Origin of the sequence: Paraburkholderia saeva (assembly GCF_907164555.1) — a bacterium.
GTDB classification, from domain to species: Bacteria; Pseudomonadota; Gammaproteobacteria; order Burkholderiales; family Burkholderiaceae; genus Paraburkholderia; species Paraburkholderia saeva.
The window spans coordinates 470,819-493,158 of record NZ_CAJQZC010000005.1 but is presented as its reverse complement, the minus strand read 5'-3'; the positions used below and the strand labels follow the sequence as shown (position 1 = coordinate 493,158).

The 22,340-nt window shown below is 63.3% G+C and carries 21 protein-coding genes; 5 read left to right on the top strand and 16 right to left on the bottom strand.

Annotated elements, in window-relative coordinates; genetic code table 11:
* Position 1 precedes the first annotated feature (1 nt).
* A complete protein-coding gene (gene rimO / locus LPA36_RS16665) occupies positions 2-1,393 on the bottom strand; it encodes a 30S ribosomal protein S12 methylthiotransferase RimO (protein ID WP_228878688.1) in 1,392 nt (463 codons plus the stop codon).
* 309 nt (positions 1,394-1,702) lie between these two features.
* On the opposite strand from rimO, the gene LPA36_RS16660 reads away from it, so the two are divergent.
* Positions 1,703-2,017, top strand: coding sequence for a transcriptional regulator (locus tag LPA36_RS16660; RefSeq protein ID WP_228878866.1), 315 nt, complete (start codon positions 1,703-1,705; stop codon positions 2,015-2,017).
* A complete protein-coding gene (locus tag LPA36_RS16655) occupies positions 2,010-2,294 on the top strand; it encodes a helix-turn-helix domain-containing protein (RefSeq protein ID WP_228878687.1) in 285 nt (94 codons plus the stop codon). The genes LPA36_RS16660 and LPA36_RS16655 overlap by 8 nt, the downstream gene beginning before the upstream one ends.
* 48 nt (positions 2,295-2,342) lie before the next feature.
* On the opposite strand, the gene phaR is transcribed toward LPA36_RS16655, so the two are convergent.
* The 6 genes from phaR to LPA36_RS16625 all read right to left on the bottom strand — a co-directional run bounded on the left by phaR (position 2,343) and on the right by LPA36_RS16625 (position 9,828).
* Positions 2,343-2,924: a polyhydroxyalkanoate synthesis repressor PhaR gene (phaR, locus tag LPA36_RS16650; protein ID WP_228878685.1), complete on the bottom strand. Its 582-nt coding sequence runs from the start codon at positions 2,922-2,924 to the stop codon at positions 2,343-2,345.
* A 131-nt stretch (positions 2,925-3,055) separates the two neighbouring features.
* Positions 3,056-3,796: a 3-ketoacyl-ACP reductase gene (locus tag LPA36_RS16645; protein WP_228878681.1), complete on the bottom strand. Its 741-nt coding sequence runs from the start codon at positions 3,794-3,796 to the stop codon at positions 3,056-3,058.
* Between the two features lie 220 nt (positions 3,797-4,016).
* Entirely contained in the window at positions 4,017-5,198 is a 1,182-nt protein-coding gene (locus LPA36_RS16640) for an acetyl-CoA C-acetyltransferase (protein ID WP_228878678.1), read from the bottom strand.
* A 140-nt stretch (positions 5,199-5,338) separates the two neighbouring features.
* A complete protein-coding gene (gene phaC / locus LPA36_RS16635; RefSeq protein WP_228878676.1) occupies positions 5,339-7,297 on the bottom strand; it encodes a class I poly(R)-hydroxyalkanoic acid synthase in 1,959 nt (652 codons plus the stop codon).
* A 453-nt stretch (positions 7,298-7,750) separates the two neighbouring features.
* Positions 7,751-8,584 (bottom strand): peptidoglycan editing factor PgeF, encoded by an 834-nt coding sequence (gene pgeF, locus LPA36_RS16630; protein ID WP_228878674.1) that lies wholly within the window; start codon positions 8,582-8,584, stop codon positions 7,751-7,753.
* Positions 8,581-9,828 (bottom strand): RluA family pseudouridine synthase, encoded by a 1,248-nt coding sequence (locus LPA36_RS16625; RefSeq protein WP_228878671.1) that lies wholly within the window; start codon positions 9,826-9,828, stop codon positions 8,581-8,583. Before LPA36_RS16625 ends, pgeF begins: the two co-directional genes overlap by 4 nt.
* Positions 9,829-9,977: 149 nt before the next feature.
* Here LPA36_RS16625 and LPA36_RS16620 point away from each other — a divergent pair, with 149 nt between their 5' ends.
* Positions 9,978-10,778, top strand: coding sequence for an outer membrane protein assembly factor BamD (locus tag LPA36_RS16620; RefSeq protein WP_228878668.1), 801 nt, complete (start codon positions 9,978-9,980; stop codon positions 10,776-10,778).
* A 134-nt stretch (positions 10,779-10,912) separates the two neighbouring features.
* Here the strand turns inward: LPA36_RS16620 and rlmD are convergent, their stop codons facing one another.
* Positions 10,913-12,361, bottom strand: a complete 1,449-nt coding sequence (rlmD, locus tag LPA36_RS16615) for a 23S rRNA (uracil(1939)-C(5))-methyltransferase RlmD (RefSeq protein ID WP_267478573.1) — start codon at positions 12,359-12,361, stop codon at positions 10,913-10,915.
* A gap of 53 nt (positions 12,362-12,414) precedes the next feature.
* Here rlmD and LPA36_RS16610 point away from each other — a divergent pair, with 53 nt between their 5' ends.
* Positions 12,415-13,317 carry an endonuclease/exonuclease/phosphatase family protein gene (locus LPA36_RS16610; protein WP_228878663.1) on the top strand — a complete coding sequence of 301 codons (903 nt, stop codon included), beginning with the start codon at positions 12,415-12,417 and terminating at the stop codon, positions 13,315-13,317.
* A gap of 98 nt (positions 13,318-13,415) precedes the next feature.
* On the opposite strand, the gene LPA36_RS16605 is transcribed toward LPA36_RS16610, so the two are convergent.
* Genes LPA36_RS16605 through surE form a run of 5 tightly spaced genes read right to left on the bottom strand, consistent with a single transcriptional unit; the run spans position 13,416 to position 18,152 of the window.
* Entirely contained in the window at positions 13,416-14,189 is a 774-nt protein-coding gene (locus tag LPA36_RS16605; protein ID WP_228878660.1) for a 3'-5' exonuclease, read from the bottom strand.
* Between the two features lie 3 nt (positions 14,190-14,192).
* Positions 14,193-15,284 (bottom strand): RNA polymerase sigma factor RpoS, encoded by a 1,092-nt coding sequence (gene rpoS, locus LPA36_RS16600; RefSeq protein WP_228878657.1) that lies wholly within the window; start codon positions 15,282-15,284, stop codon positions 14,193-14,195.
* 11 nt (positions 15,285-15,295) lie between these two features.
* Positions 15,296-16,261, bottom strand: a complete 966-nt coding sequence (locus LPA36_RS16595; RefSeq protein ID WP_228878654.1) for a peptidoglycan DD-metalloendopeptidase family protein — start codon at positions 16,259-16,261, stop codon at positions 15,296-15,298.
* A 5-nt stretch (positions 16,262-16,266) separates the two neighbouring features.
* Complete coding sequence (locus LPA36_RS16590; protein ID WP_228878652.1) at positions 16,267-17,397, bottom strand: protein-L-isoaspartate(D-aspartate) O-methyltransferase; 1,131 nt, start codon at positions 17,395-17,397, stop codon at positions 16,267-16,269.
* Entirely contained in the window at positions 17,394-18,152 is a 759-nt protein-coding gene (gene surE, locus LPA36_RS16585; RefSeq protein ID WP_228878650.1) for a 5'/3'-nucleotidase SurE, read from the bottom strand. Before surE ends, LPA36_RS16590 begins: the two co-directional genes overlap by 4 nt.
* A gap of 195 nt (positions 18,153-18,347) precedes the next feature.
* On the opposite strand from surE, the gene LPA36_RS16580 reads away from it, so the two are divergent.
* Entirely contained in the window at positions 18,348-19,322 is a 975-nt protein-coding gene (locus LPA36_RS16580) for an NADPH:quinone oxidoreductase family protein (RefSeq protein ID WP_228878649.1), read from the top strand.
* Between the two features lie 110 nt (positions 19,323-19,432).
* Here LPA36_RS16580 and LPA36_RS16575 read toward each other — a convergent pair whose 3' ends face one another.
* The 3 genes from LPA36_RS16575 to LPA36_RS16565 form a co-directional block, all read right to left on the bottom strand.
* Positions 19,433-20,257 (bottom strand): ABC transporter permease, encoded by an 825-nt coding sequence (locus LPA36_RS16575; RefSeq protein WP_228878647.1) that lies wholly within the window; start codon positions 20,255-20,257, stop codon positions 19,433-19,435.
* Positions 20,258-20,297: 40 nt separating this feature from the next.
* Positions 20,298-21,110 (bottom strand): ABC transporter ATP-binding protein, encoded by an 813-nt coding sequence (locus LPA36_RS16570; protein WP_228878645.1) that lies wholly within the window; start codon positions 21,108-21,110, stop codon positions 20,298-20,300.
* Positions 21,111-21,200: 90 nt separating this feature from the next.
* Positions 21,201-22,238 (bottom strand): ABC transporter substrate-binding protein, encoded by a 1,038-nt coding sequence (locus LPA36_RS16565; protein ID WP_228878643.1) that lies wholly within the window; start codon positions 22,236-22,238, stop codon positions 21,201-21,203.
* Positions 22,239-22,340: the final 102 nt, after the last annotated feature.

Below are 22,340 nucleotides of genomic sequence, written 5' to 3'. Positions count from 1 at the left end.
CTTACACCTCGCCCCACAGATCATGGCCGTCGGCCCCGGTGATCTTCACCGACACGAAGTCGCCCACCTTGTAGCGCTTCGACGCCTTCACGGCCGGCGCGATGTACACGACGCCGTCGATCTCCGGCGCATCCGCCGCCGTGCGGCCGATGCCGCCGTCGGCGTTGATTTCGTCGACGAGCACCTTCAGCGTCCTGCCGACCTTTTTCGCGATGCGCTTCGCCGAGACTTCCTCGGCGACTTCCATGAAGCGCGCACGGCGCTCTTCCCGCACTTCGTCGGGTAATGCGCCGTCGAGTTCGTTTGCGCTCGCGCCTTCGACCGGCGAATACGCAAAGCAGCCGACGCGATCGAGTTCCGCCTCGCGGATGAAGTCGAGCAGCGTCTGGAACTGCTCTTCTGTCTCTCCCGGGAAACCGGCGATGAACGTGCTGCGGATCGTCAGATCCGGGCAGATCTCGCGCCATTTCTTCACGCGCTCCATCACCTTTTCGGCATTGGCCGGGCGCTTCATGCGCTTCAGCACTTCGGGATGCGCGTGCTGGAACGGCACGTCGAGATATGGCAGCACGTGACCCTTGTACGGACCTTCGGCCATCATCGGAATGACTTCGTCGACGCTCGGATACGGATACACGTAATGCAGACGCACCCACGCACCGTATTGCGCGGCGAGTTCGCCGAGCGCGCCGACGAGGTCCGTCATGCGCGTCTTGATCGGCTTGCCGTTCCAGAAGCCCGTGCGGTACTTCACGTCGACGCCGTACGCGCTCGTGTCCTGCGAAATGACGAGCAGTTCCTTCACGCCGGACTTGAAGAGGTTCTCCGCTTCGAGCATGACTTCGGCGACCGGACGCGACACGAGGTCGCCGCGCATCGACGGGATGATGCAGAACGTGCAGCGGTGATTGCAACCTTCGGAAATCTTCAGATACGCGTAATGACGCGGCGTGAGCTTCACGCCCGCGGCCGGCACGAGATCGACGAACGGGTCGTGCGGCTTCGGCAGATGGTTGTGCACGTGCTGCATGACTTCGCCGAGCGCGTGCGGGCCGGTGACGGCGAGCACCTTCGGGTGCACTTCTTCGATGAGACCGCTGCCGCTCGCGCTCTTTTTCGCGCCAAGGCAGCCGGTGACGATTACCTTGCCGTTTTCGGTCAGCGCCTCGCCGATTGCGTCGAGACTTTCCTGCACGGCTTCGTCAATAAACCCGCAGGTGTTGACGACGACGAGATCCGCGCCGTCATACGTGCCGGAGATTTCGTAACCCTCGGCGCGCAGCTGCGTGATGATCTGCTCGGAATCGACGAGCGCCTTGGGGCAGCCGAGCGACACGAACCCGACTTTCGGGGCGGCCTGGGTCGGCGTGATGGGGGAGGCATTCTGCGGCATAGGGGATGGTCCGGCGGATAGCGGTGACGTAACCCCGCATTGTACCGCGCCGCCGGGGCCGGTCGGCCAAGGACGGGGCGCGGGATTGGCGCGGGGCGGCCAAAGCCCCGCCAGTCGTCCGATCGGCTGAATTGTCGATGCGGCACTGCAGCAATAGCATTCGATACGAACCCTGCGCTGACGTGCCATCCCGCGTGTTTCCTGCGCCGCGTCTCGCCCCGTCGACTCAACCGGCCCCATGCCCGGCCCCATCATTCTTAACAAATGAATTCTTGTTTGATATACGGCAAGGCCGTATAATTCAGACCGATATACACGATCATCGAGACAAAGGTGTTCCAACGCTACGCGGAGGAAATCTGGTACGAAGATGAACGTGAGTCGTTTATTGAGTGGCTTGCCAGCAATCCGTTGTCCGGAGATGTGATCCCCGGAACAGGAGGCCTGCGCAAGGTGCGGTGGTCGAGACCGGGTATGGGAAAACGGGGTGGCGCGCGTGCCGTCTACTACAACCTGCTAGAGCATGGCTGCATCTGGTTTCTGATCGCGTACACGAAAGCGAAGTTCGACGATCTGCCCGCCACGTTTCTCAACCGGCTACGCCAGGAGATTGAACATGGATAAGGAAATGGAACAGGTCCAGGCGGACTTGCTGAAGTCTGTCCGCGACATGAAGGCGGGGCGCGCGGCGCGCATCACGAAAGTCGAGCCAACCGCGGCGGCCCTTGCCCGCGCGAAAGTCGGCCTGTCGCAGAGCGCATTTGCCGCGCTGCTTGGCGTATCGACCCGGACGCTGCAGGACTGGGAGCAAGGCCGGCGGCAACCCACCGGGGCAGCGCAAACCCTGCTGCGGGTTGCTGCGCTACACCCGGATGCGCTACGCGACCTGCAGGCGGCGTGACACAGGCAGCACGGATCCGCCGCTTTCCGGCATTGCCGCCGCGCTTCCTTACTTCTTCTCCGGCTCCGGATTCGGATTCGGCTGCTTGTTGAACGGGAACGTGCTGAACATCGATTTCGCCTGGGTCTGCATCTGTTCCTGCATCTGCACGAACATGTTCTTCGACTGCTCGATGTAGCTCGTCATCATCCCCTGCATCATCGGCGCCTGCATGTTCATGAACTGCGACCAGACTTCCGGGTTCATCGCGTTGCCTTCGTAGAGCGTCTTCGACTGATCGGTGAGTTTTGCCTGAATATCGATGAACGCCTGGATGTTCTTCTCAAGATACGTGCCCATCATGCCCTGCATCGCGTGCCCGTAAAAACGGATGATCTGCGAGAGCATCGATGAAGAAAACATCGGCAGGCCGCCGCTTTCTTCTTCGAGAATGATCTGCAGCAGGATCGCGCGCGTCAGGTCCTCGTTGCTCTTGGCGTCGATGACCTTGAAGTCTTCCTGATCCAGTACGAGCGTCTTCACGTCCGTCAACGTGATGTACGTGCTTGTCTCCGTATCGTACAGCCGGCGGTTCGGATACTTCTTGATGAGTCGTTCGGCCGTCGTCTTCTTTGTAGTAGTCGTTGTCATTTAACGCCTTTAAGCGCCCGAGAGCGCAGAAACGGCGCCAGTCGCACGCGCAATCGAACCCTTGCGCAATGCGAGACGCCGCCGGAACCATCTGATCCGCAACGCCCCGCCGGAACGGGGCGCAAGCAGGATCAGCCCATATGCAGGCCGCCGTTCAGTGAAAAATCGGCGCCTGTCGAAAAGCCCGATTCGTCGGACGCGAGCCACGCCACGATCGAGCCAATTTCGTCCGGATGCCCAAGACGGCGCACCGGAATCGTCGCCACGATCTTTTCCAGCACATCGGGGCGAATCGATTTCACCATGTCCGTACCGATATAGCCCGGCGAAATGGTGTTGACCGTCACGCCCTTCGTCGCGACTTCCTGCGCCAGCGACATCGTAAAGCCGTGAATGCCGGCCTTGGCAGTCGAATAGTTCGTCTGGCCGAACTGCCCTTTCTGTCCGTTCACCGACGAAATATTGATGATGCGGCCAAAACCCCGCTCCACCATGCCGTCGATGACCTGCTTCGTCACATTGAAGAGACTCGTGAGGTTAGTGTCGATGACCGCCGTCCAGTCTTCATGCGTCATCTTGCGGAACACGACGTCGCGCGTGATGCCGGCGTTGTTGACGAGGATATCGACCTCGCCGACTTCGGCCTTCACCTTGTCGAATGCCTGCTTCGTCGATTCCCAGTCGCCGACGTTGCCTTCGGACGCAATGAAATCGAACCCAAGCGCCTTCTGCTCGCCCAGCCACTTCACACGACGCGGGGAATTCGGGCCGCAGCCAGCGACGACCTTGAAACCCTCCTTGTGCAGACGCTGGCAGATACTCGTGCCGATGCCGCCCATCCCGCCCGTTACATACGCAATTCGCTGTGACATAAACCACACTCCATTATCGTTGTGCAAGGTGCCCACCGGTATTGACCGGCAGCTTCAACCCTCGCCACTACTGTCTCCATGCCCTCTGCCCTGCGGGAATCCCGGCCAGCCTCCCTGCCGCGACTCCGCCTTCGCGCGAACCGCATGACGGCCGTTGCCTCGTCCTGACGACGCTGCACAAGGCAGCGCCGTGCCGCACAGACAACCGCGCCGCCCACCGTCAATAACGCTCGACTGCCAGCGCCACGCCCATCCCGCCACCGATACACAGCGACGCGAGGCCCTTCTTCGCATCGCGCTTCTGCATTTCGTGCAGCAGCGTGACGAGAATCCGGCAACCGGACGCGCCGATCGGGTGACCGATTGCGATCGCGCCGCCGTTCACGTTGACCTTCGACGTGTCCCAGCCCATCTGCTTGTGCACGGCGAGCGCCTGTGCTGCAAACGCCTCGTTGATTTCCATCAGGTCGAGGTCCGACGCGCTCCAGCCCGCGCGTTCGAGGCAGCGGCGCGACGCCGGCACCGGACCCATGCCCATCACCTTCGGATCGACGCCCGCGTTCGCATATGCCTTGATGCGCGCGAGCGGCGTGAGACCGAGTGCTTCGGCCTTCTTCGCCGACATCACAACCACGGCTGCCGCGCCGTCGTTCAGACCCGACGCATTCGCGGCCGTCACCGTGCCTTCCTTCGAGAACGCCGGCTTCAGGCCTGCGAGCGATTCGGCGGTCACACCGTGGCGCACGAATTCGTCGGTCGCGAAGCGTACCGGATCGCCTTTGCGTTGCGGGATTTCGACCGGGACGATTTCATCATCGAAACGGCCGGCCTTCTGTGCGGCTTCCGCCTTATTCTGCGACAACGCTGCAAACGCATCCTGCTGCTCGCGCGTGATGTCGTATTCCTTCGCGACGTTTTCCGCCGTGGTGCCCATGTGATAGTGGTTGAACGCATCCCACAGGCCGTCGACGATCATGCTGTCGATGAGCTTCGCATCGCCCATGCGGAAGCCGTCGCGCGAGCCCGGCAGCACGTGCGGCGCGGCGCTCATGTTTTCCTGACCGCCGGCGACGATGATATCCGCGTCGCCCGCAATGATCGCGTTGGCGGCAAGCATCACGGCCTTCAGGCCCGAGCCGCACACCTTGTTGATCGTCATGCCCGGCACGGCCGTCGGCAATCCGGCCTTGATCAGCGCCTGGCGCGCCGGGTTCTGGCCCGAGCCTGCTGTCAGCACCTGACCGAGGATGACTTCACTGATCTGCTCAGGCTTCAGGCCCGCGCGCGCGAGAACCGCGCGGACAACCGTCGCGCCTAGATCGGGCGCGGCGATTTTCGCCAGCGACCCGCCGAATTTGCCGACTCCAGTACGTGCGGCCGATACGATCACAACATCAGTCATTTTCATTTCCTCCGGGCGTCGCGGTCTGATACTCCGCAGCCCGTCAAGTTAAAAATCCATCTGCTTCGATTGCGGCGTGCTTCGATTGCCGTTTCCCTTGCTCCTGCTGCCGCCGCTGTTGCTACGCCATCCCTTCACTGTCAGTCACGCTGAAGCACGTATCGACCCGGCGCGGGTTCGATCTCGCGATAGTCCGCCGAGCCGGGCTCGGCACGCGGCTTCACCTTCTTTCCGGCGTACTGGTCGAGCCATGCCGTCCACTCGGGCCACCAGCTGCCCGGCACTTCCGCAGCCTGTTCGAACCAGTCGTCAGCTGTCTCCGGCAGTGTCTTCGCTTCGCCTTGCAGCACCCAGTAGTTGCGCTTGTTCTTCTTCGGCGGATTGATCACGCCCGCGATATGTCCAGATGCGCCGAGCACGAACTTGACCGGCCCGGTGAGCAGCGGCACCGACGCGTACGCCGTAGGCCACGGCACGATATGGTCTTCACGCGAACCGTAGATGAAGGTCGGCACGTCGATACGCGACAGGTCGACCTGCTCGCCGCATACGGTCAACGCGCCCGGTTCGCGCAGCCTGTTCTCGAGATACGTGTTGCGCAGATACCAGACGTACATCGGACCTGGCAGGCTCGTCGAATCGCTGTTCCAGTAGAGCAGATCGAACGGCACGGGCGTGCGGCCCTTCAGGTAATTGTCGACGACGTAATTCCACACGAGGTCGTTCGGCCGCAGGAACGAGAACGTATTGGCGAACTCGATGCCGCGCATGAGACCAGGCTGGCCGCCACCGATACCGCCAATCGTCTGCTCGCGCATCTTCACATGCGCTTCATCGACGAACACGTCGAGCACGCCGGTGTCACTGAAGTCGAGCATCGCGGTAAGCAGGGTCATCGATGAAGCCGGATGCTCGCCGCGCGCAGCCGCAACGGCAAGCGCGGTGGCGAGCATCGTGCCGCCGACGCAAAAGCCGAGCGTATTGATCTGCTCACGTCCGCTGATCTGGCGAACGGTTTCGATCGCGGTGAGCACGCCGCCGTCGATGTAGTCGTCCCACGTCTTGCTGGCAATCGAGGCATCTGCGTTGCGCCATGAAATCAGGAATACCTGATGCCCTGAATCGAGACCATGCGCAACGAGCGAATTCTCCGGCTGCAGATCGAGAATGTAGAACTTGTTGATGCAAGGCGGCACGATCAGCAACGGCCGCTCGCGCACCGTTGCCGTACGCGGCTTGTACTGGATCAGCTGAAGCAGTTCGTTTTCGAAGACGACCGAGCCTTCGGTATTCGCGAGGTTCTTGCCCACCACGAAGCCGGATTCGTCCGTCTGCGAAATCTTGCCGCGCTGCAGGTCGCCCAACAGGTTCATCACGCCCTGACGCAGGCTTTCACCCTGGCTTTCGAGCAGTGTCTTTTGCGCTTCGGGATTCAACGCGAAGAAGTTGCTGGGCGATGCCGCCGCGGTCCATTGCTGGACAGCGAAACGAATGCGCTCACGCGTCTTCGCATCGGTCTCGATCGCGTCGACGAGTTCCTGCAGATAGCGTGCGTTCAGCAGATACCACGCAGCGGTGAACGCATACGCAGGCGCGGCGCTCCAGGCCTCGGCGCTGAAACGCCGGTCTTTCAGCTCGGGAAGGTTCGGTTTTGCATCGGCGGCCTGCTGCATCAGTTGCATCGCTTCGCGCGAATAGTCCGACTGCAGTTGCTGGAGACGCTCCGGCGGAATCGCCGCCGAAGGCACCTTCAACGCGGCAAATGGCGACATCGCCGCTGCGGCCTTGCTGAAATCGGGCATGCCGGGGAACGGCATCTGCGGCATGCCGGCAAATGCTGGCATGGCGGGCATCTGGAATGGCGAACCGTTCGCACCGAATCCGGCAGCTGTCCACCAGGGCGCCGCCGCACTGTCCGCCGCGGCACCTTGCGCAGGCTGGGCCGTACCGCCGGCCGCACGCCATGCATTCATCCAGGCTTCGAACATCTGCTGCATCCCGGCGGACGAAGCCGCGGTATCGGGTGCGGCTTCCGGCTGCGGGGCATCGGCTGCAGCGGGCTTACGGGAAGAAGTAGTAGAACGTTTTGATGCTGCCATACCTGCTTTTTACCGGTAAGTCCTGACGGACTGGTTGAGAGGCAGGTGTATGCGCACGTGGGCGATTGCTCGCGACCTCGTCACGCCCTGTCCCGTGGTGAGGAACATTCTTGCTCCCCATTGCAAGGCATGTCAATGCTTGATCCCGATTTTGCCGCAGTGCGATATTTTTTTAATTATCGTTTTCCCCATGTCCTTTTAACGGACATTGAAATCGCAATTTGTCAATGCAGTGGATAACAGTAAAAAGAGTGTGAATGCCCCGTTGTTTTACATTTATTGACGGCTTGACGGCATTTTATGCAGCGGTTGCGCAATCCCGTTCGCGGACGCCGTGATATCACACGTGCCGCCGGATGCGATTCCGGCGGCGCAGCAAATTTCGCCGCGTGAATCACGCGGATACGGGCATCACGCCGCGTGCCGCGCGCGTTCAGTCTGTACGCGATTCGCTCAATCGGCGAGCCAGATCATTGCCGCCATACGTCCCGTTTCGGCATCGCGACGATACGAATAAAAGCGCGATCGTTCAGTTACGGTACAGGCGTTTGCGCAGGTGATCTGAGTAACTCCGATCCAATTCAAACGAATGCGCGCGAGCGCAGGAAGATCGGCAAGGTATTTACCCGGCATTCCGGCTCGCGGAACGAACGCCTTCGACGTGGCATCCCGTTGTGCCCCGTCGACACCGTTCATGAAGGCGTCACGCACGTCTGCCCCGACTTCGAATGCGGTGGGACCGATCGACGGACCAAGGTAGGCGTGGAGCCGTTCGTGTCCGCTGCCCGCGAGTTGCGCAACCCGTGCCGCCGTCTTCTCGACGATGCCAGCAGCGAGACCTCGCCAGCCCGCATGCGCCGCGCCCACGGCGCGGCCGTTTGCATCGCACAGCAATACCGGCATGCAGTCGGCGATCATCACAATGCACATCACGCCCGGCTGGTCTGTCACGCTGGCGTCGGCGCGCACGGGCGCCGCGCCCTGCTGCGCGCCTGCCAGCACGTCGGCGGCGTTCACGACTTGCGCGCCGTGGATCTGCTCGAGCCATGCCGCAGGCGTACCCGTCAGCGCGAGAAGGCGCGCGCGGTTGATTTCGACGGCCTCGGGATCGTCGCCGGCGCGCCGGCCCAGGTTCAGGCCGCCCGGCTGATCGACGCCATCGGCCCAGCGTCCAAATGGCGGCTCGCTCACGCCGCCGTTACGCGTCGTGACAAGCGCCTGCACCCGCGGCGACACACGCCACGCGGGCTGCAGTACGTCGGCGAACGTCAGATCAGGCGAGCTCATCGTGGATCGTCCGTGTCTTCGTCGTCACCGTGCGGCAGGTCGGCGGATGCGTCGTCATCGTCATCGATGTGGTCGTAGTCCTCGTAGTCCTCGCCGTACTCGTCTTCGAATGTGCCTTCGTCGTCGCGACCGAGACCGAGCGCCGCCGACAGCGTCGCCATGTCGTCCGGCACGTCCGCGCGCCATTGCATCGAGCGCCCCGTCTCCGGATGGATGAGACCGAGACGCCACGCATGCAGCGCCTGGCGCGCGAAGCCGTCCGGCAACGGCGTCACGGAGCGTTTGCCGCGTGCGCGTCCGTACACCGGATCGCCGAGAAGCGGATGACCGATATGCGCGCAGTGCACGCGAATCTGATGCGTGCGGCCGGTTTCAAGGTCGCAGTGAATCGCCGACACCGGCTGGCGCTCCCACATCGTCGAATCGATGCGCCGGAAGTGCGTGCGCGCGGCCTTGCCGGATGCGCTCGTAACCACGGCCATGCGCGTGCGTTCACGCGGATCGCGGCCGATCGGCGCATCGATCGTGCCCTCTTCCGGCATGTTGCCCCACACGAGCGCGAGATAGCGCCGTTTCACCGTGCGCGCCTGCAACTGGCGCACGAGATCGGTCTGCGCCTCGAGCGAGCGCGCGACAACCATCAGCCCGGACGTTTCCTTGTCGAGCCGGTGCACGATGCCCGCGCGCGGCAGGCCGGCCGCCGACGCGCCGTAGCGGTACAGGAGGCCGTTGAGGACCGTGCCGCCCCAGTTGCCCGCCGCCGGATGCACGACGAGACCGGCCGGCTTGTTGATGACGACGAGGGTGTCGTCTTCGTAGACGATGTCGAGCGGGACCGGCTCCGGCGTAAATGCCAGCTGCTCGGGCAAAAGATCGGGAATCAGCTCGATGGTGGCGCCAAGCGGCACCGGCTGACGGATTTTCGCGGGCGCGCCATCGACACGCACACGCTGCGCCTCGATCCAGCTTTGCAGCCGGTTACGCGAGAATTCGGGGAACAGTTTCGCGAGTACCTTGTCGAGGCGGTCGCCCGCCATGTCGTCCGGCACCTGCGCGATTCGCGGTGCTTCGTCGACCGGCCGGCTCGGCACCATCTGTGCGGCGTGTGGCACAAGGGCGTCGCTACCGAGGTCGTCGTCGAGGGAATCGGCTGCCAGCGCGTCGTCGGGCTCGGCGCTTGGGCTATAATCTTTGTTGCTATCCGGAGTACCGGCAACGGTACCCGGAGTTTTTGAGCGGGTCATTGAGTCTGGGTCACCTGGACGTAAAGCTAGACTGGAAAATGCGAGCCTTGAACATCATTACTAATACGGCCCAAACAACGGCACGGGTCGCTGCAAAAGCAGCGGCACAAGCGGCAGCAGATGCAACGGCGCTGAAAGCCGCCCGCAGCATGAAAAATGTCGCCCGTTACCTTGCCTGTGCAGCAGCGCTCGCGATCGTGGCAGCCTGCCACGGTCTGCCCGAAAAGACGGACGAGACAGCCGTCTGGACCAACAACAAATTATATACGGAGGCGCAGGACGCGCTCTCCGGCGGCGACTGGGGCAAGTGTGCCAAGTACTTCGAACAGCTTGAAGGTCGCGACCCGTTCGGCCATTTTGCGCAGCAGGCGCAGATCAACGTGGCGTACTGCAACTGGAAAGACGGCGAAACCGCGAACGCCGATCAGGCCATCGACCGCTTCATCCAGTTGCATCCGGATCACCCGGACATTTCCTACGCGTACTACCTGAAGGGCATGATCCACTTCAACGACGATCTGGGTCTGTTCGGCCGCTTCTCGGGTCAGGACATGAGCGAGCGCGATCCGAAGTCGCTGCGCGAGTCGTATGACGCGTTCAAGGTGGTCGTCGACAAGTATCCGGACAGCAAGTACGCGCCGGATGCCGCGCAGCGCATGCGCTACATCGTGAATGCGCTGGCTTCGCACGAAGTGCACGCCGCCGATTATTACTATCGTCGGGGCGCGTATGTCGCGGCCATCAATCGCGCGCAGCTTGCGATCAAGGAATACAAGAACGCCCCTGCAATCGAAGACGCGCTGCATATCATGCTGCTGTCTTACGAGAAACTCGATCAGCCGCAACTGGCCGACGATACGAAGCGTGTGCTGGCCGGCACGTTCCCGGACAGCCCGTATGTCACCGGTCGCGCGCGTCCGGGTGCCGCGAAGTCGTGGTGGCAGTTCTAATCCCGCCGTTACCGCATGCCATGATCTGAGTCGCGCCGGGTCGGGTCAAACAGAAACGCCACGGAATTTTTCCGTGGCGTTTTCGTTTGTGGCACCTGCGTTTTGGTTCGCAGTCCGGCGTCAGGTCGCCTCGTTCAGTCCCGCTCGAACAGCGCGATCGATTCGACGTGCGACGTATGCGGGAACATGTTCACCACGCCCGCGCCTTTCAGACGATAACCCGCCTCGTGAACCAGCAGCCCGGCGTCACGCGCGAGCGTCGCCGGATTGCACGATACGTAGACCATGCGTTTCGGCAGCGGACCCTCGCCGCTCTGCGCGATTTCGGCGAGCGCCTTCGCGACCGCCAGTGCGCCTTCGCGCGGCGGATCGATCAGGAACTTGTCGAAGTGACCGAGCGCGCGCATGTCGTCGGCGGTGACTTCGAAGAGATTGCGGCATGCAAACGACGTATGACCCGCCACGCCGTTTGCCTCTGCATTGGCGAGCGCGCGCGTCGTGAGGACCTCGCTGCCTTCGATACCGACGACTTCCCTCGCCACCCGCGCGAGCGGCAGCGTGAAATTGCCGATGCCGCAGAACAGGTCGAGCACACGATCCGTCGCGGCGGGCGCCAGCAGACGCAACGCGCGGCTCACCAGCACACGGTTGATCTGGTGGTTCACCTGCGTGAAATCGGTCGGCTTGAACGGCATCCGGATGTCGTATTCCGGCAGCGTGTAGTCCAGCTGTGCGTCGAGCGGATAGAACGGCGTGACGGTCTCCGGTCCCTTCGGCTGCAGCCAGAACTGCACGTTGTGCGCATCGGCGAAATCACGCAGCAACTGTTCGTCGGCGGCGTTGAGCGGCTCCAGCACCCGCAGCACGAGCGCCGTCACCGACGCGCCCACCGCGAGTTCGATCTGCGGCATGCGATCGCGTATTGATAGCCCTTCCACCAGACGACGCATCGGCACCAGCATCGCCGACACGTGCGGCGGCAACACTTCGCAGGACGTCATGTCGGCGACGTAGCTGCTCTTCTTTTCGTGGAAGCCGACCAGCACGCCGCCCTTCTTCTCGATGTCGCGCACGGTCAGGCGCGCGCGGTAGCGATAGCCCCACGACGGGCCGTGAATCGGCCGGAACACGGTTTCGGGGCGCAGCTTTGCGAGATGCGACAGGTTATCTTCGAGCACGCGCTGCTTGACGGCGATCTGCGCGCGAATATCCAGATGCTGCATCGAACAGCCGCCGCACGTGCCGAAAAACTGGCATTTCGGCCGGGTGCGGATGACGCTTTCGCGTAATACGTCGACGACCGTCGCCTGCTCGAACTTCGGCTTCTTGCGATAACTCAAATAACTGACGCGCTCGCCCGGCAATGCGCCTTCGACGAAAATCACCTTGCCCGGCTCGCCGTCTTCATTGACCGTGCGACCGACGCCGCGCGCTTCCATGTCGAGCGATTCGATTTCGAGAATGGGGGCAATAACGGGTGCGTCCCCGGCGGCCGTCCTGGCGGACGCGGCCCCTGACCGGGTTCTGTTTCTACGCGAGCGATGATGGGCAGTTCGAGACACCTGCGGCTTCCTGACAGACATGTGGGGAAAGGCGAGATTGTAGACGAAGCGCAACCGGCACCGGAGATTTGACCATGCGACTGATCAGCTGGAACGTGCAGTGGGGACGCAGCGCGGACGGCGTGGTAGATCTCGCGTATACGCTCGACGAGGCACGGCGCCTCGCCGATTTCGACGTGCTGTGCATGCAGGAAGTCACCCGCGGCCTGAGCGCGCTGGCCGGCCATCCGGGTGACGATCAGTTTGCCGAACTGGCGCGTCTGTTGCCCGGCTACACGGTGCTGGATGCCATCGGCGCGGATTTGCCGGCGGCCGCGTCCGGGCCGTCAATTGCCTCGGGCGCCTCGGGCACCATGAGCCAGCCCGGCGCGCCGCTGCGCCGCCAGTTCGGCAATGCACTGGTGACGCGCCTGCCGGTCCAGCGCGTCATCCGGCACACTTTGCCGTGGCCGGCCGATCCGGCGGCGCCGTCGATGCAGCGTGTCGCGCTCGAAGCCGTGCTTGAGGCGCCTGGCGGCGCGCTGCGCGTGCTGGTGACGCATCTGGAGTTTTATTCGCTGACGCAACGGCTCGCGCAGGTCGACGCACTGCGCCGGCTTCAGCGGGAGGCCGTCGATCATGCGGAACATCCCGCGCCCGCCGAAGACGCCATCGGCCCGTTCAACGCGACAGGCCGCCCCGTCAGCGCGCTCGTATGCGGCGACTTCAACAGCGCGTACGGAAGTGACGCGTATCAGCGCATGCTGGCACCGCTGGCAGGCAGCCCCGCTTTCATCGATTGCTGGACGACGCTTCATCCCGGCGCGACGCCGCCGCCGACGGCGGGCGTCTATGACACGGTGCAATGGAAGAACGGCTCGCTGACCTGTGATTTCATCTTCGCGACCGAAGATCTGCGCGACCGGCTACGCCGTTGCGAAATCGACGGCGTGACGCGCGCGTCAGATCACCAACCGGTTGTGCTGGAGCTGGATTAGCGAAGAGCCTGTGCGCGGCCGGTGCAAGCTGAAAACCGACGTGCAGCGGCCATAGCGCTGCGCTGCGGCATACGAACAAGAGAACCGGCAAGACTGGTTTAACCAAACGCCGCGAGATACTCGGCCCAATGCGCCGCAGGCTCTTCGGCGAGCGCATTCTTGACGAGAAGTATTTCGTCCTCGTATTCCGCCGCCGAAAAACCGCCGCGCAGCAACTGGAAGCGGCAATACAGCAGGTACGTGTTTACCACGTCCGTCTCGCAGTAGTTGCGAATTTCCTCGATACGGCCCTGCTGGAACGCGTGCCACACCTGACCACCGTCCATGCCGAGTTTGCCCGGAAAGCCGCACATCTTCGCAAGCGCGTCGAGCGGCGCGTTCGCGCGCGCCTGATACATCGCGAGCACGTCCATCAGGTCGGTGTGACGCGCGTGATAGCGGCTGATGTAGTTGTTCCACTTGAAATCGCGGTCGTCCTCGCCGAGATCCCAGAAACGCGATGCCGGAATGCCGTTCACGAGCGCCCGGTAGTTGAGCACCGGCAGATCGAAGCCGCCGCCGTTCCACGACACGAGTTGCGGCGTGTACTTCTCGATCACGCGGTAGAACGACTGGATCAGCGCCGCCTCGCCGTCTGCTAGCGTGCCGAGCGAGCGCACGCGAAAGCCCGCGTTGTCACGAAACACACACGAAATTGCCGCGATGCGCTGCAGATGATGTGGGAGAAAATCGCTCCCCGTCTTCTCGCGACGTGCGGCAAAGGCGTGTTCGGCGACTTCGTCGTCGGTCAGTGTGGCGGGGAGTGCTTCGAGACGGCGAATACCGGCGACATCGGGAATCGTCTCGATGTCGAAAACAAGAATAGGTGTCATCAGTTACAGAACGGCGTCCTTGCGCACACCGTTAGAGGCGAAGAACCGCTTCAGGCGCACCAGCGCCTCCTGCTGGATCTGGCGTACACGCTCCCGCGTCAGGCCCATTTCGTCGGCGAGTTCTTCGAGTGTGGCCGGCTCGATGTGATTCAGGCCAAACCGGCGCTCGATCACATGACGATGCTTGTCAGATAGCCGTGCGAGCCAGGCGCGTGTCAGCGTTTCGAGCTCGCGGTGCTGGACTTCGGCATCCGGCGACTGGCTCTGGTCGTCCGATAACAGGTCGAGCAGGCTGCTCGCCGGGTCGAGATCGAGCGGCGCATCGAGCGAAGCCGTGTGCTCGTTCAGCGCGAGGATGTCGGTGACTTCGTCGGTGGTTTTGCCGGTCAGATAGGCGATATCGTCGATGCTGGCGTCGCGGCGGTCGGCCGCCGGGCCGGCGTTCATCGAATTCTTTTCCAGATGGCGCTTCGCACGGAGCACCTGATTGAGCTCGCGGATCACATGCACCGGCAGACGCACCGTGCGTGCCTGATTCATGATCGCGCGCTCGATGCTCTGGCGGATCCACCAGGTGGCATACGTCGAGAAGCGGAAGCCGCGCGTGGGATCGAACTTCTCGATCGCATGCATGAGGCCGAGGTTGCCTTCCTCGATCAGATCGAGCAGCGGCACGCCGCGATTCAGATAACCCTTGGCGATACTGACGACGAGCCGCAGATTGCGCTCGATCATCACCTGCCGCGCCTCGAACTCGCCGGCCTTGGCGAGCCGCGAGTAACGCTGCTCTTCCTCGACGGTCAAAAGCGGCTTGACGCTGATGCGGTTCAGGTAATGCTGGATCGTGTCGGCGGTGAGTTCCGCCTGCAGTAGCGCGCGAAAATCGTCCGCATCGGGAGCGGAATCGTTTGCGCCATCGCGCGCATCAGCGCCCTCTTCCGCGCCGGCCTGACGCTCGTCAAGCTCGGCGGCATTGTCGATTTCGTCCACGCTGTCGTCGTCGTTCACAGCACCGCCGTCGTCCACTGAAACAGACGTGGCACGGCTGACTGTCTCGGTTCCGGCTTGCAGCGGGCGGCGCTTCGATTTCGGCATGGTCGTATCGCTTATTGCGGCGGCAAATACTTCAGTGGGTCGACAGGCTTGCCCTGCCGGCGAACTTCGAAATGCAACATCACGCGGTCCGAATCGCTGTTACCCATTTCGGCGATCTTTTGCCCCCGGGTTACAGCGTCACCCTCTTTTACCATCAAAGCACGGTTATGTGCATATGCGGTGAGATAAGTCGCGTCATGTTTGATGATAATGAGATTGCCGTATCCGCGCAGCCCATTTCCAGCATAAACGACACGTCCATCCGCCGAAGCCTTCACCGGGTCGCCCGCCGCACCACCAATATTCACGCCTTTGTTCTTCGAATCGTCGAAGGTGCCGAGGATCGGGCCGCGTACCGGCCACGCAAATGCGACGTTGCCGTTCGCGGCCGCATTGGCGTCGCTTGCGGGTGCCTGCGGCGTGGCGACGGGCGGAGTCGTCGCGGTCAGGCCGGAACCGTAGACCGGCGGCGCCGCAGTAACACCCGTTGTGACGCCGGCGGCACCCACGGCGCCGGGTGCCGGGCTGCCGGCAAGCGGCGCGGCCTGCACGCCGCCACCGCCGATCGGCGCGGTGGCAACGCCCGGTGTCTGCGCGCCGACGTTGGCACCCGGAGGCGCCACGCGCAGCAACTGGTCGACTTCGATCTGGTTCGGGTTCGTCAGGTTGTTCCAGGTCGCGATGTCGCGATAGTTCTGGCCGTTTTCGAGCGCGATCCGGTACAGCGTATCGCCCGGCTTCACACGGTAGTAACCCGGAGGGGGCGGCCCGAGCGGCACGGCCGGCTGCGTCGCCGAGGTGCCGGCCTGCGTGCCGATCGCGCCCGTACCCGAGCGGTCGACGACGGGCGCGGCGTCAAAGCGCGTCGCGCAGGCCGTCAACAGGGAGAGCGCGACTACGCACGCACTACGCCGGGCTACGGTCATGACGGTCGAGTCGTTCAGGCTGGTTGTTTGCATCGCGCGCAACATACTCATCGGTTTCAGATCACTCCGGATTTTAAGGGTACAAAGAAAACGCGATCAAGCCGCGACTCGCGCCACTGCGCGGGGCCCGTGCGCTCGACGAGCGTCAGCACCTGCGACTGCCCTTCCTGCGAGCCGACCGGCGCGACGAGCCGTCCGCCGATCGCCAGCTGTTCGAGGAGCGCATGCGGCACGTCGAGGCCCGCGGCGGCGATCACGATCGCATCGAACGGCGCAACCGCCGGCAGGCCAATGCGACCGTCGCCGTAATGCAGACGGATGTTCGGAATGCGCAACGGCCGCAGATTGGTCTTGGCCCGCTCGAAAAGCGGCTTGATACGTTCAATCGAATAGACATCGCGTGCGACCTGGCTCAGCACGGCTGCCTGATAGCCGCAGCCGGTGCCGATTTCGAGCACATTCGCGAGCGGCCGGCCGGCCGCGGCCAGCTCGATCATGCGCGCAACGACTGACGGCTTCGAGATCGTCTGGTGATGACCGATCGGCAGTGCCGCATCTTCGTAAGCCTGGGTCGCGAGACCCGGGTCGACGAACATGTGGCGCGGCACGACGGCCATCGCATTCAGCACGCGCTGGTCGGTCACGCCGTTCGCCCGCAGGCGTTCGACCATGCGCTCGCGAACGCGTTCCGATGTCAGCGCCATCGCGCTGCTGAGCGCGACGTTTGGTGCGGCCATGCGTCCGGCGTGTGTGGCGACCGGTCTTATCTGAGACGGTCTGGCCGGCGACGGTTTCAAAGCGGGTGTCGCCGCTGGCACGGGTTTGGCCGGCGACGGTTTGCCTGCGGCGGTTTTGACAGCAGCGGCTTTAACGGCAACCGGTTTGACGATCGCCGGTTGCGCGGCCGCAGGTTGGGCCACGACAGGCTTGCTGCCTGCTGGACGGGCAATCGGTGGGGCCGGTCGGGCGTGCAACGGTTTGACGGTCGCGGGCGTGGCGTTCGCCGGCTTCAGGATCGCGGGCTTGAGCGCCGCTGGTTTCAGCGCGGCCGTTGTGGCGGGCTTCGCGACGGACGGCTTGCCGCTCGCCACCGCACGCGTCTCGCCTGCGCGGCCTTCAGCGCGGCGTGGTTCACGCACGAGATCGGCGAGGCCGAGCGGAAAGCGCTTTGCGCGTTCGCTCGTCATTGAGCGCTCGTCCCGGCGCGCGCCCAGTCGCGCGCCGCGGGCAGCATCTGCGTGTGGGTCAGATCGAGTTGCAACGGCGTAATCGACACATGACCGTTCGCGACAGCATGAAAATCGGTGCCTTCGCTCGCATCGCGCGCGCTGCCCGACGGCCCGATCCAGTAGATCGGTTCGCCACGCGGGTTGGTCTGGCGAATCACCGGCTGCGACGGATGGCGCTTGCCCAGTCGTGTCACCTGCCAGTCACCGAGTGCGTCGTAAGACAGATTCGGAATATTGACGTTGAGCAGTGGGTGCCCCGACAGCGGATGCGCGAGATAATGCGCGACGATTTCGGCGGCGACGCGTGCGGCGTCTTCGAGATGCGCCCAGTCCTTGTCGACGAGCGAGAATGCGATGGCCGGCACGCCGAACATGATGCCTTCGGTAGCGGCGGCGACGGTGCCCGAATAGAGCGTGTCCTCGCCCATGTTCTGGCCGTTGTTGATGCCCGAGACGACGAGGTCCGGCGTGTGGTCCAGCATGCCCGTCAGCGCGATGTGGACGGAGTCCGTCGGCGTGCCGTTCACGTAATAGAAACCATTCGACGAGCGCAGCACCGAGAGCGGCCGCGACAGCGTCAGCGAGTTCGACGCGCCGCTGCAGTTCTGCTCGGGTGCCATCACCGTTACATCGGCGAGCGGCTTCAGCGCTTCGTGCAGCGCGGCGAGACCGGGTGCCAGATAACCATCGTCATTACTGATCAGGATTCGCATGCGGCGATTGTAACCGAGGAACATGGCGATTAAACATGCGTTACGGTCTCACCGTAAGGTCTCGCCTTTCTGGCCCGCTGCTCGACCGCTCCCAGGCCCACACGCGATGCTCAGCGCGGCCCGACATGAATAGCACGGTCGTACGGATTGCTTTACACTCGATCGTTCACGCCGATCAATCATGAAGGAGACACGATGCGCGCAATTCGCTGCAATCAGTATGGTCCGCCGGAAAGGCTGACCGTCGAAACGCTTTCCGATCTCGAACCGAAGGCCGGCGAAGTGGTCATCGATGTCAAGGCGGCCAGCGTCAATTTTCCGGACGTGCTGATCATCGAGAACAAGTATCAGATGAAGCCGCCGCTGCCGTTCACGCCGGGCTCGGAAGCCGCGGGCGTCGTGCGCGCGGTCGGTGACGGCGTACGCGATTTCAGGGTGGGCCAGCGCGTCGTCGCATTCACGGGCTCGGGCGCGTTCGCCGAGCAGGCCGTCGCGCCCGCGTCCGCCTGCGTGCCGCTGCCCGACGACGCCGACTTCGCCGTCGCCGCCGCGTTCACGCTGGCGTATGGCACGTCGCATCATGCTGTCGTCGATCGTGCGCAACTGAAAGCCGGCGAGACGATGCTCGTGCTCGGTGCCGCAGGCGGCGTGGGCCTCGCCGCGGTCGAGATCGGCAAGGCACTCGGCGCGCGGGTGATCGCGGCAGCTTCGACGGACGAAAAACTCGCGACCTGTGTCGAACACGGCGCGGACGCGACGATCAACTACAGCCGCGAGGATCTGCGCGAGCGGATCAAGGCGCTGACCGACGGCAAAGGTCCAGACGTCATTTATGACCCGGTCGGCGGCATCTATTCGGAGCCCGCCTTTCGCAGCATCGGCTGGCGCGGCCGCTATCTGGTGGTCGGCTTCGCGAACGGCGAGATTCCAAAGCTGCCGCTGAATCTGACGCTGCTGAAAGGCGCGAGCATCGTCGGTGTGTTCTGGGGTGACTATGCGCGTCGCGAGCCGCAGAACAACGTTGCAGGCTTCGAGCAGATGCTCGGCTGGATGAAGGCGGGCAAGCTGCGTCCGCACATCTCGGCGCGCTACGCGCTCGAAGACACGCCGCGTGCGTTGCGCGACATGGCGGAACGGCGCGTGATCGGCAAGATCGTCATCACACCCTGAAGCGCTGCGTTATTTGCGACGCTCCAGAGCCGCAACGAAAAGCGGCGCGCGATGGATGCGCATCGCGTGCCGCTTTTTCGTTTGCTGACCTGCTTTCTCCCAGGTCTTTTTTACAGCTTCCCGGTTTCGCCATTCTGGGGCTGCCACTTCATCAAACGACGCTCCGCCACACCAACGATGCCGTCCAGGATCAGCGCAAACGCGGTCAGCACGAGGATGCCCGCGAACACGGTATTGATATCGAACGTGCCCTCAGCCTGCAGGATCAGATAACCGACGCCACGCGCCGAGCCCAGATATTCGCCGACCACCGAGCCGACGAACGCGAGCCCCACCGACGTATGCAGGCTCGAGAACACCCAGCTCATCGCGCTTGGCAGATAGACGTTGCGCAACAACTGCTTGCGGTTCGCGCCGAGCATGCGCGCGTTGGCGAGCACAACGGGGCTGACTTCCTTCACGCCCTGATAGACGTTGAAGAACACGATGAAGAATACGAGCGTCACGCCCAGCGCGACCTTCGACCAGATGCCGAGCCCGAACCACACGCCGAAAATCGGCGCGAGAATCACACGCGGCATCGAGTTCGCGGCCTTGATATACGGATCGAATAACGCGCTCGCCATCGGCGAGAGCGCGAGCCACAGGCCGATGCCGAGGCCAGAGATCGTGCCGATCGCGAACGCAAGCACTGTTTCGATCAACGTAATCCACAGATGCAAATAGATTTCGCCGCCCGAGAACCATTCCCAGATGCGCACGAGCACTTTCTGCGGTTCGCCGAAGAAGAACGCCGCCTTGTTCGCATCGTCGAAATAGAACGCGGGCAACAGCGTCGGGCTCGTCAGCACGTACCACAGCAGAAAGCTCAGCACGAGCAGCATCCACTGCCAGATCACCAGATTGGCGCGATTCGGGCGCACACGCTTCCACATGTCTTTCGTCACCTTGTTGACCGTTGGTGGAAGGCCGCGCTCACGCGGCCGTCAGTTGCTGCTGGTAGCCCTTGAGCACTTCGTCGCGCAGCACGCTCCAGATCTGCGCATGCAGTTCGACGAAGCGCGGATGCGAGCGGATCTCGGCCACATCGCGCGGGCGCGGCAGATCGATTTTGAATTCGCCGATCGGACGCGTGCCCGGCCCCGCCGACAGCACGACGACGCGGTCCGACATCGCGATCGCTTCGTCAAGATCGTGCGTGATGAAGAGCACCGCCTTGCGTTTCGCGGCCCACAGGTCGAGCAGTTCGTTTTCCATCAGCTGACGCGTCTGGATATCCAGCGCGGAAAACGGCTCGTCCATGAGGATGATGTCAGGATCGAGAATCAGCGTCTGCGCCATCGCGACGCGCTTTCGCATGCCGCCCGACAGTTGATGCGGATACCGGTCGCCGAAGCCGCCGAGGCCCACGCGCTTCAGCCATTCGTCAGCGCGCCGGCGGGCTTCGTCGCGCGGCACGTTGTGGAACGTGAGGCCAGCCATCACGTTATCGATCGCGGAGCGCCACGGCATGAGCGCATCGGCCTGGAACATGTAGCCGGCGCGCCGGTTGATGCCCGTCAGCGTCTCGCCAAATACGGTCACCTTACCCGACGAGGGTTCGAGCAGTCCGGCGCCGACGTTCAGCAACGTCGACTTGCCGCAACCCGTCGGACCCACGACCGACACGAATTCGCCCGGCGCGATGTGAAGCGTCGTGTCCTTGACGGCCGTATAGCGTTGCGTGCGGTCGTTGCGCGACGCGAATGTGCAAGTGATGTTGTCGAGCGCCAGTGCAGGAACGGTCATCGTTCGGCTCGCTTCTCCGGATGCGGTGGAATTCGTGTGCGTGACGGGCCGTGAAACGGCCACCGGGGCCCGTCATACGCGAAATGGCGTTCAGGCCTTGACGTTCGCCAACGCTTTCTTGACGAAGTCGTTCGTCCACGTTTTCGACAGATCGATTGGCTTGCCCTTGATCGTGTCGTCGAACGTCTGGAGCGTTTTCAGCGACGTCGCGGGACCGTCGGCCGGCATCAGGCCGTCCGGCGACATCGCTTCCTTCACGTGCTGCCATGCGTCGAGATAGAGCGCGCGGTCGCCGAGCAGATAGCCCTCCGGCACCGTATTGATCAACTCGCTGCCGGTGGCCGTCTGCAGCCATTTGAGCCCGCGCACCATCGCGTTGGTCAGCGCCTGCGTCGTATTCGGATTCTTCGTGATGAAGCTTTGCGACGCGTACAGGCAGCCCGCCGGCATGTTGCCGCCGAACACCGTGCGCGTATCGGCGAGCGTGCGCGTATCCGACACTACCCGGATGTCGCCCGCGCGTTCGAGCTTTGTCATCACCGGATCGAGATTGGCCATTGCGTCGATCTGGCCGGATTGCAGCGCCGAGATCGCACCCGCGCCCGCGCCCACGCCGATGAACGAGACATCCTTCGCAGTGAGCCCCGCTTTCGCGAGCACGAAGCTCGCCATGATCGACGTCGACGAACCGGGCGCTGTGACGCCGATTTTCTTGCCCTTCAGATCGGCGATCGTCCTGTAGTCGGGCATCGCCTTCTTTGAGACGGCGAGCACGATCTGCGGCGCGCGACCCTGCAACACGAATTCGCGGAACATCTGGCTTCTCGCCTGCAGCAACAGCGTGTGCTCGAACGCACCGGAAACCACATCCGCGCTGCCACCGACCGCAGCCTTCAACGCCTGCGAGCCGCCGGCGAAATCGGAGATTTCGATCTCGAGGCCTTCGTCCTTGAAGAAGTTGCGGCGCTCCGCGATCGTGAGCGGGAGGTAGTAGAACAGGTTCTTGCCGCCGACGGCGATCGATACTTTCGTCGTCTCCGGCTTGCCCTGCGCGAAGGCGAGCGGCGTGCCGGCAAGCGCGGCGCCAGCCAGTGCGGCCGAGCCGCTCAGGAACGTTCTGCGTTGCATCCTGGTGTCTCCGTTCTCATTGTGTTTTTTGTTGTACCCAGCCCCGTGTGCCGGATTGTTGCGGGCCAGACGCTGGCCTCGCGGTGTCACATGTTCTGCCGC

What these genes read in the sequence shown, in the direction of transcription:
- LPA36_RS16580 (WP_228878649.1), top strand. Translation starts at nt 18,348, where the DNA reads ATGCGCGCAATTCGCTGCAATCAGTATGGTCCGCCGGAAAGGCTGACC.
- LPA36_RS16590 (WP_228878652.1), bottom strand. Translation starts at nt 17,397, where the DNA reads ATGACGAGCGAACGCGCAAAGCGCTTTCCGCTCGGCCTCGCCGATCTC.
- LPA36_RS16570 (WP_228878645.1), bottom strand. Translation starts at nt 21,110, where the DNA reads ATGACCGTTCCTGCACTGGCGCTCGACAACATCACTTGCACATTCGCG.
- LPA36_RS16625 (WP_228878671.1), bottom strand. Translation starts at nt 9,828, where the DNA reads ATGACCCGCTCAAAAACTCCGGGTACCGTTGCCGGTACTCCGGATAGC.
- LPA36_RS16605 (WP_228878660.1), bottom strand. Translation starts at nt 14,189, where the DNA reads ATGACACCTATTCTTGTTTTCGACATCGAGACGATTCCCGATGTCGCC.
- pgeF (WP_228878674.1), bottom strand. Translation starts at nt 8,584, where the DNA reads ATGAGCTCGCCTGATCTGACGTTCGCCGACGTACTGCAGCCCGCGTGG.
- LPA36_RS16565 (WP_228878643.1), bottom strand. Translation starts at nt 22,238, where the DNA reads ATGCAACGCAGAACGTTCCTGAGCGGCTCGGCCGCACTGGCTGGCGCC.
- LPA36_RS16595 (WP_228878654.1), bottom strand. Translation starts at nt 16,261, where the DNA reads ATGAGTATGTTGCGCGCGATGCAAACAACCAGCCTGAACGACTCGACC.
- rlmD (WP_267478573.1), bottom strand. Translation starts at nt 12,361, where the DNA reads ATGTCTGTCAGGAAGCCGCAGGTGTCTCGAACTGCCCATCATCGCTCG.
- LPA36_RS16575 (WP_228878647.1), bottom strand. Translation starts at nt 20,257, where the DNA reads ATGTGGAAGCGTGTGCGCCCGAATCGCGCCAATCTGGTGATCTGGCAG.
- rpoS (WP_228878657.1), bottom strand. Translation starts at nt 15,284, where the DNA reads ATGCCGAAATCGAAGCGCCGCCCGCTGCAAGCCGGAACCGAGACAGTC.
- LPA36_RS16655 (WP_228878687.1), top strand. Translation starts at nt 2,010, where the DNA reads ATGGATAAGGAAATGGAACAGGTCCAGGCGGACTTGCTGAAGTCTGTC.
- LPA36_RS16620 (WP_228878668.1), top strand. Translation starts at nt 9,978, where the DNA reads ATGAAAAATGTCGCCCGTTACCTTGCCTGTGCAGCAGCGCTCGCGATC.
- phaC (WP_228878676.1), bottom strand. Translation starts at nt 7,297, where the DNA reads ATGGCAGCATCAAAACGTTCTACTACTTCTTCCCGTAAGCCCGCTGCA.
- surE (WP_228878650.1), bottom strand. Translation starts at nt 18,152, where the DNA reads ATGCGAATCCTGATCAGTAATGACGATGGTTATCTGGCACCCGGTCTC.
- rimO (WP_228878688.1), bottom strand. Translation starts at nt 1,393, where the DNA reads ATGCCGCAGAATGCCTCCCCCATCACGCCGACCCAGGCCGCCCCGAAA.
- LPA36_RS16640 (WP_228878678.1), bottom strand. Translation starts at nt 5,198, where the DNA reads ATGACTGATGTTGTGATCGTATCGGCCGCACGTACTGGAGTCGGCAAA.
- LPA36_RS16645 (WP_228878681.1), bottom strand. Translation starts at nt 3,796, where the DNA reads ATGTCACAGCGAATTGCGTATGTAACGGGCGGGATGGGCGGCATCGGC.
- LPA36_RS16610 (WP_228878663.1), top strand. Translation starts at nt 12,415, where the DNA reads ATGCGACTGATCAGCTGGAACGTGCAGTGGGGACGCAGCGCGGACGGC.
- phaR (WP_228878685.1), bottom strand. Translation starts at nt 2,924, where the DNA reads ATGACAACGACTACTACAAAGAAGACGACGGCCGAACGACTCATCAAG.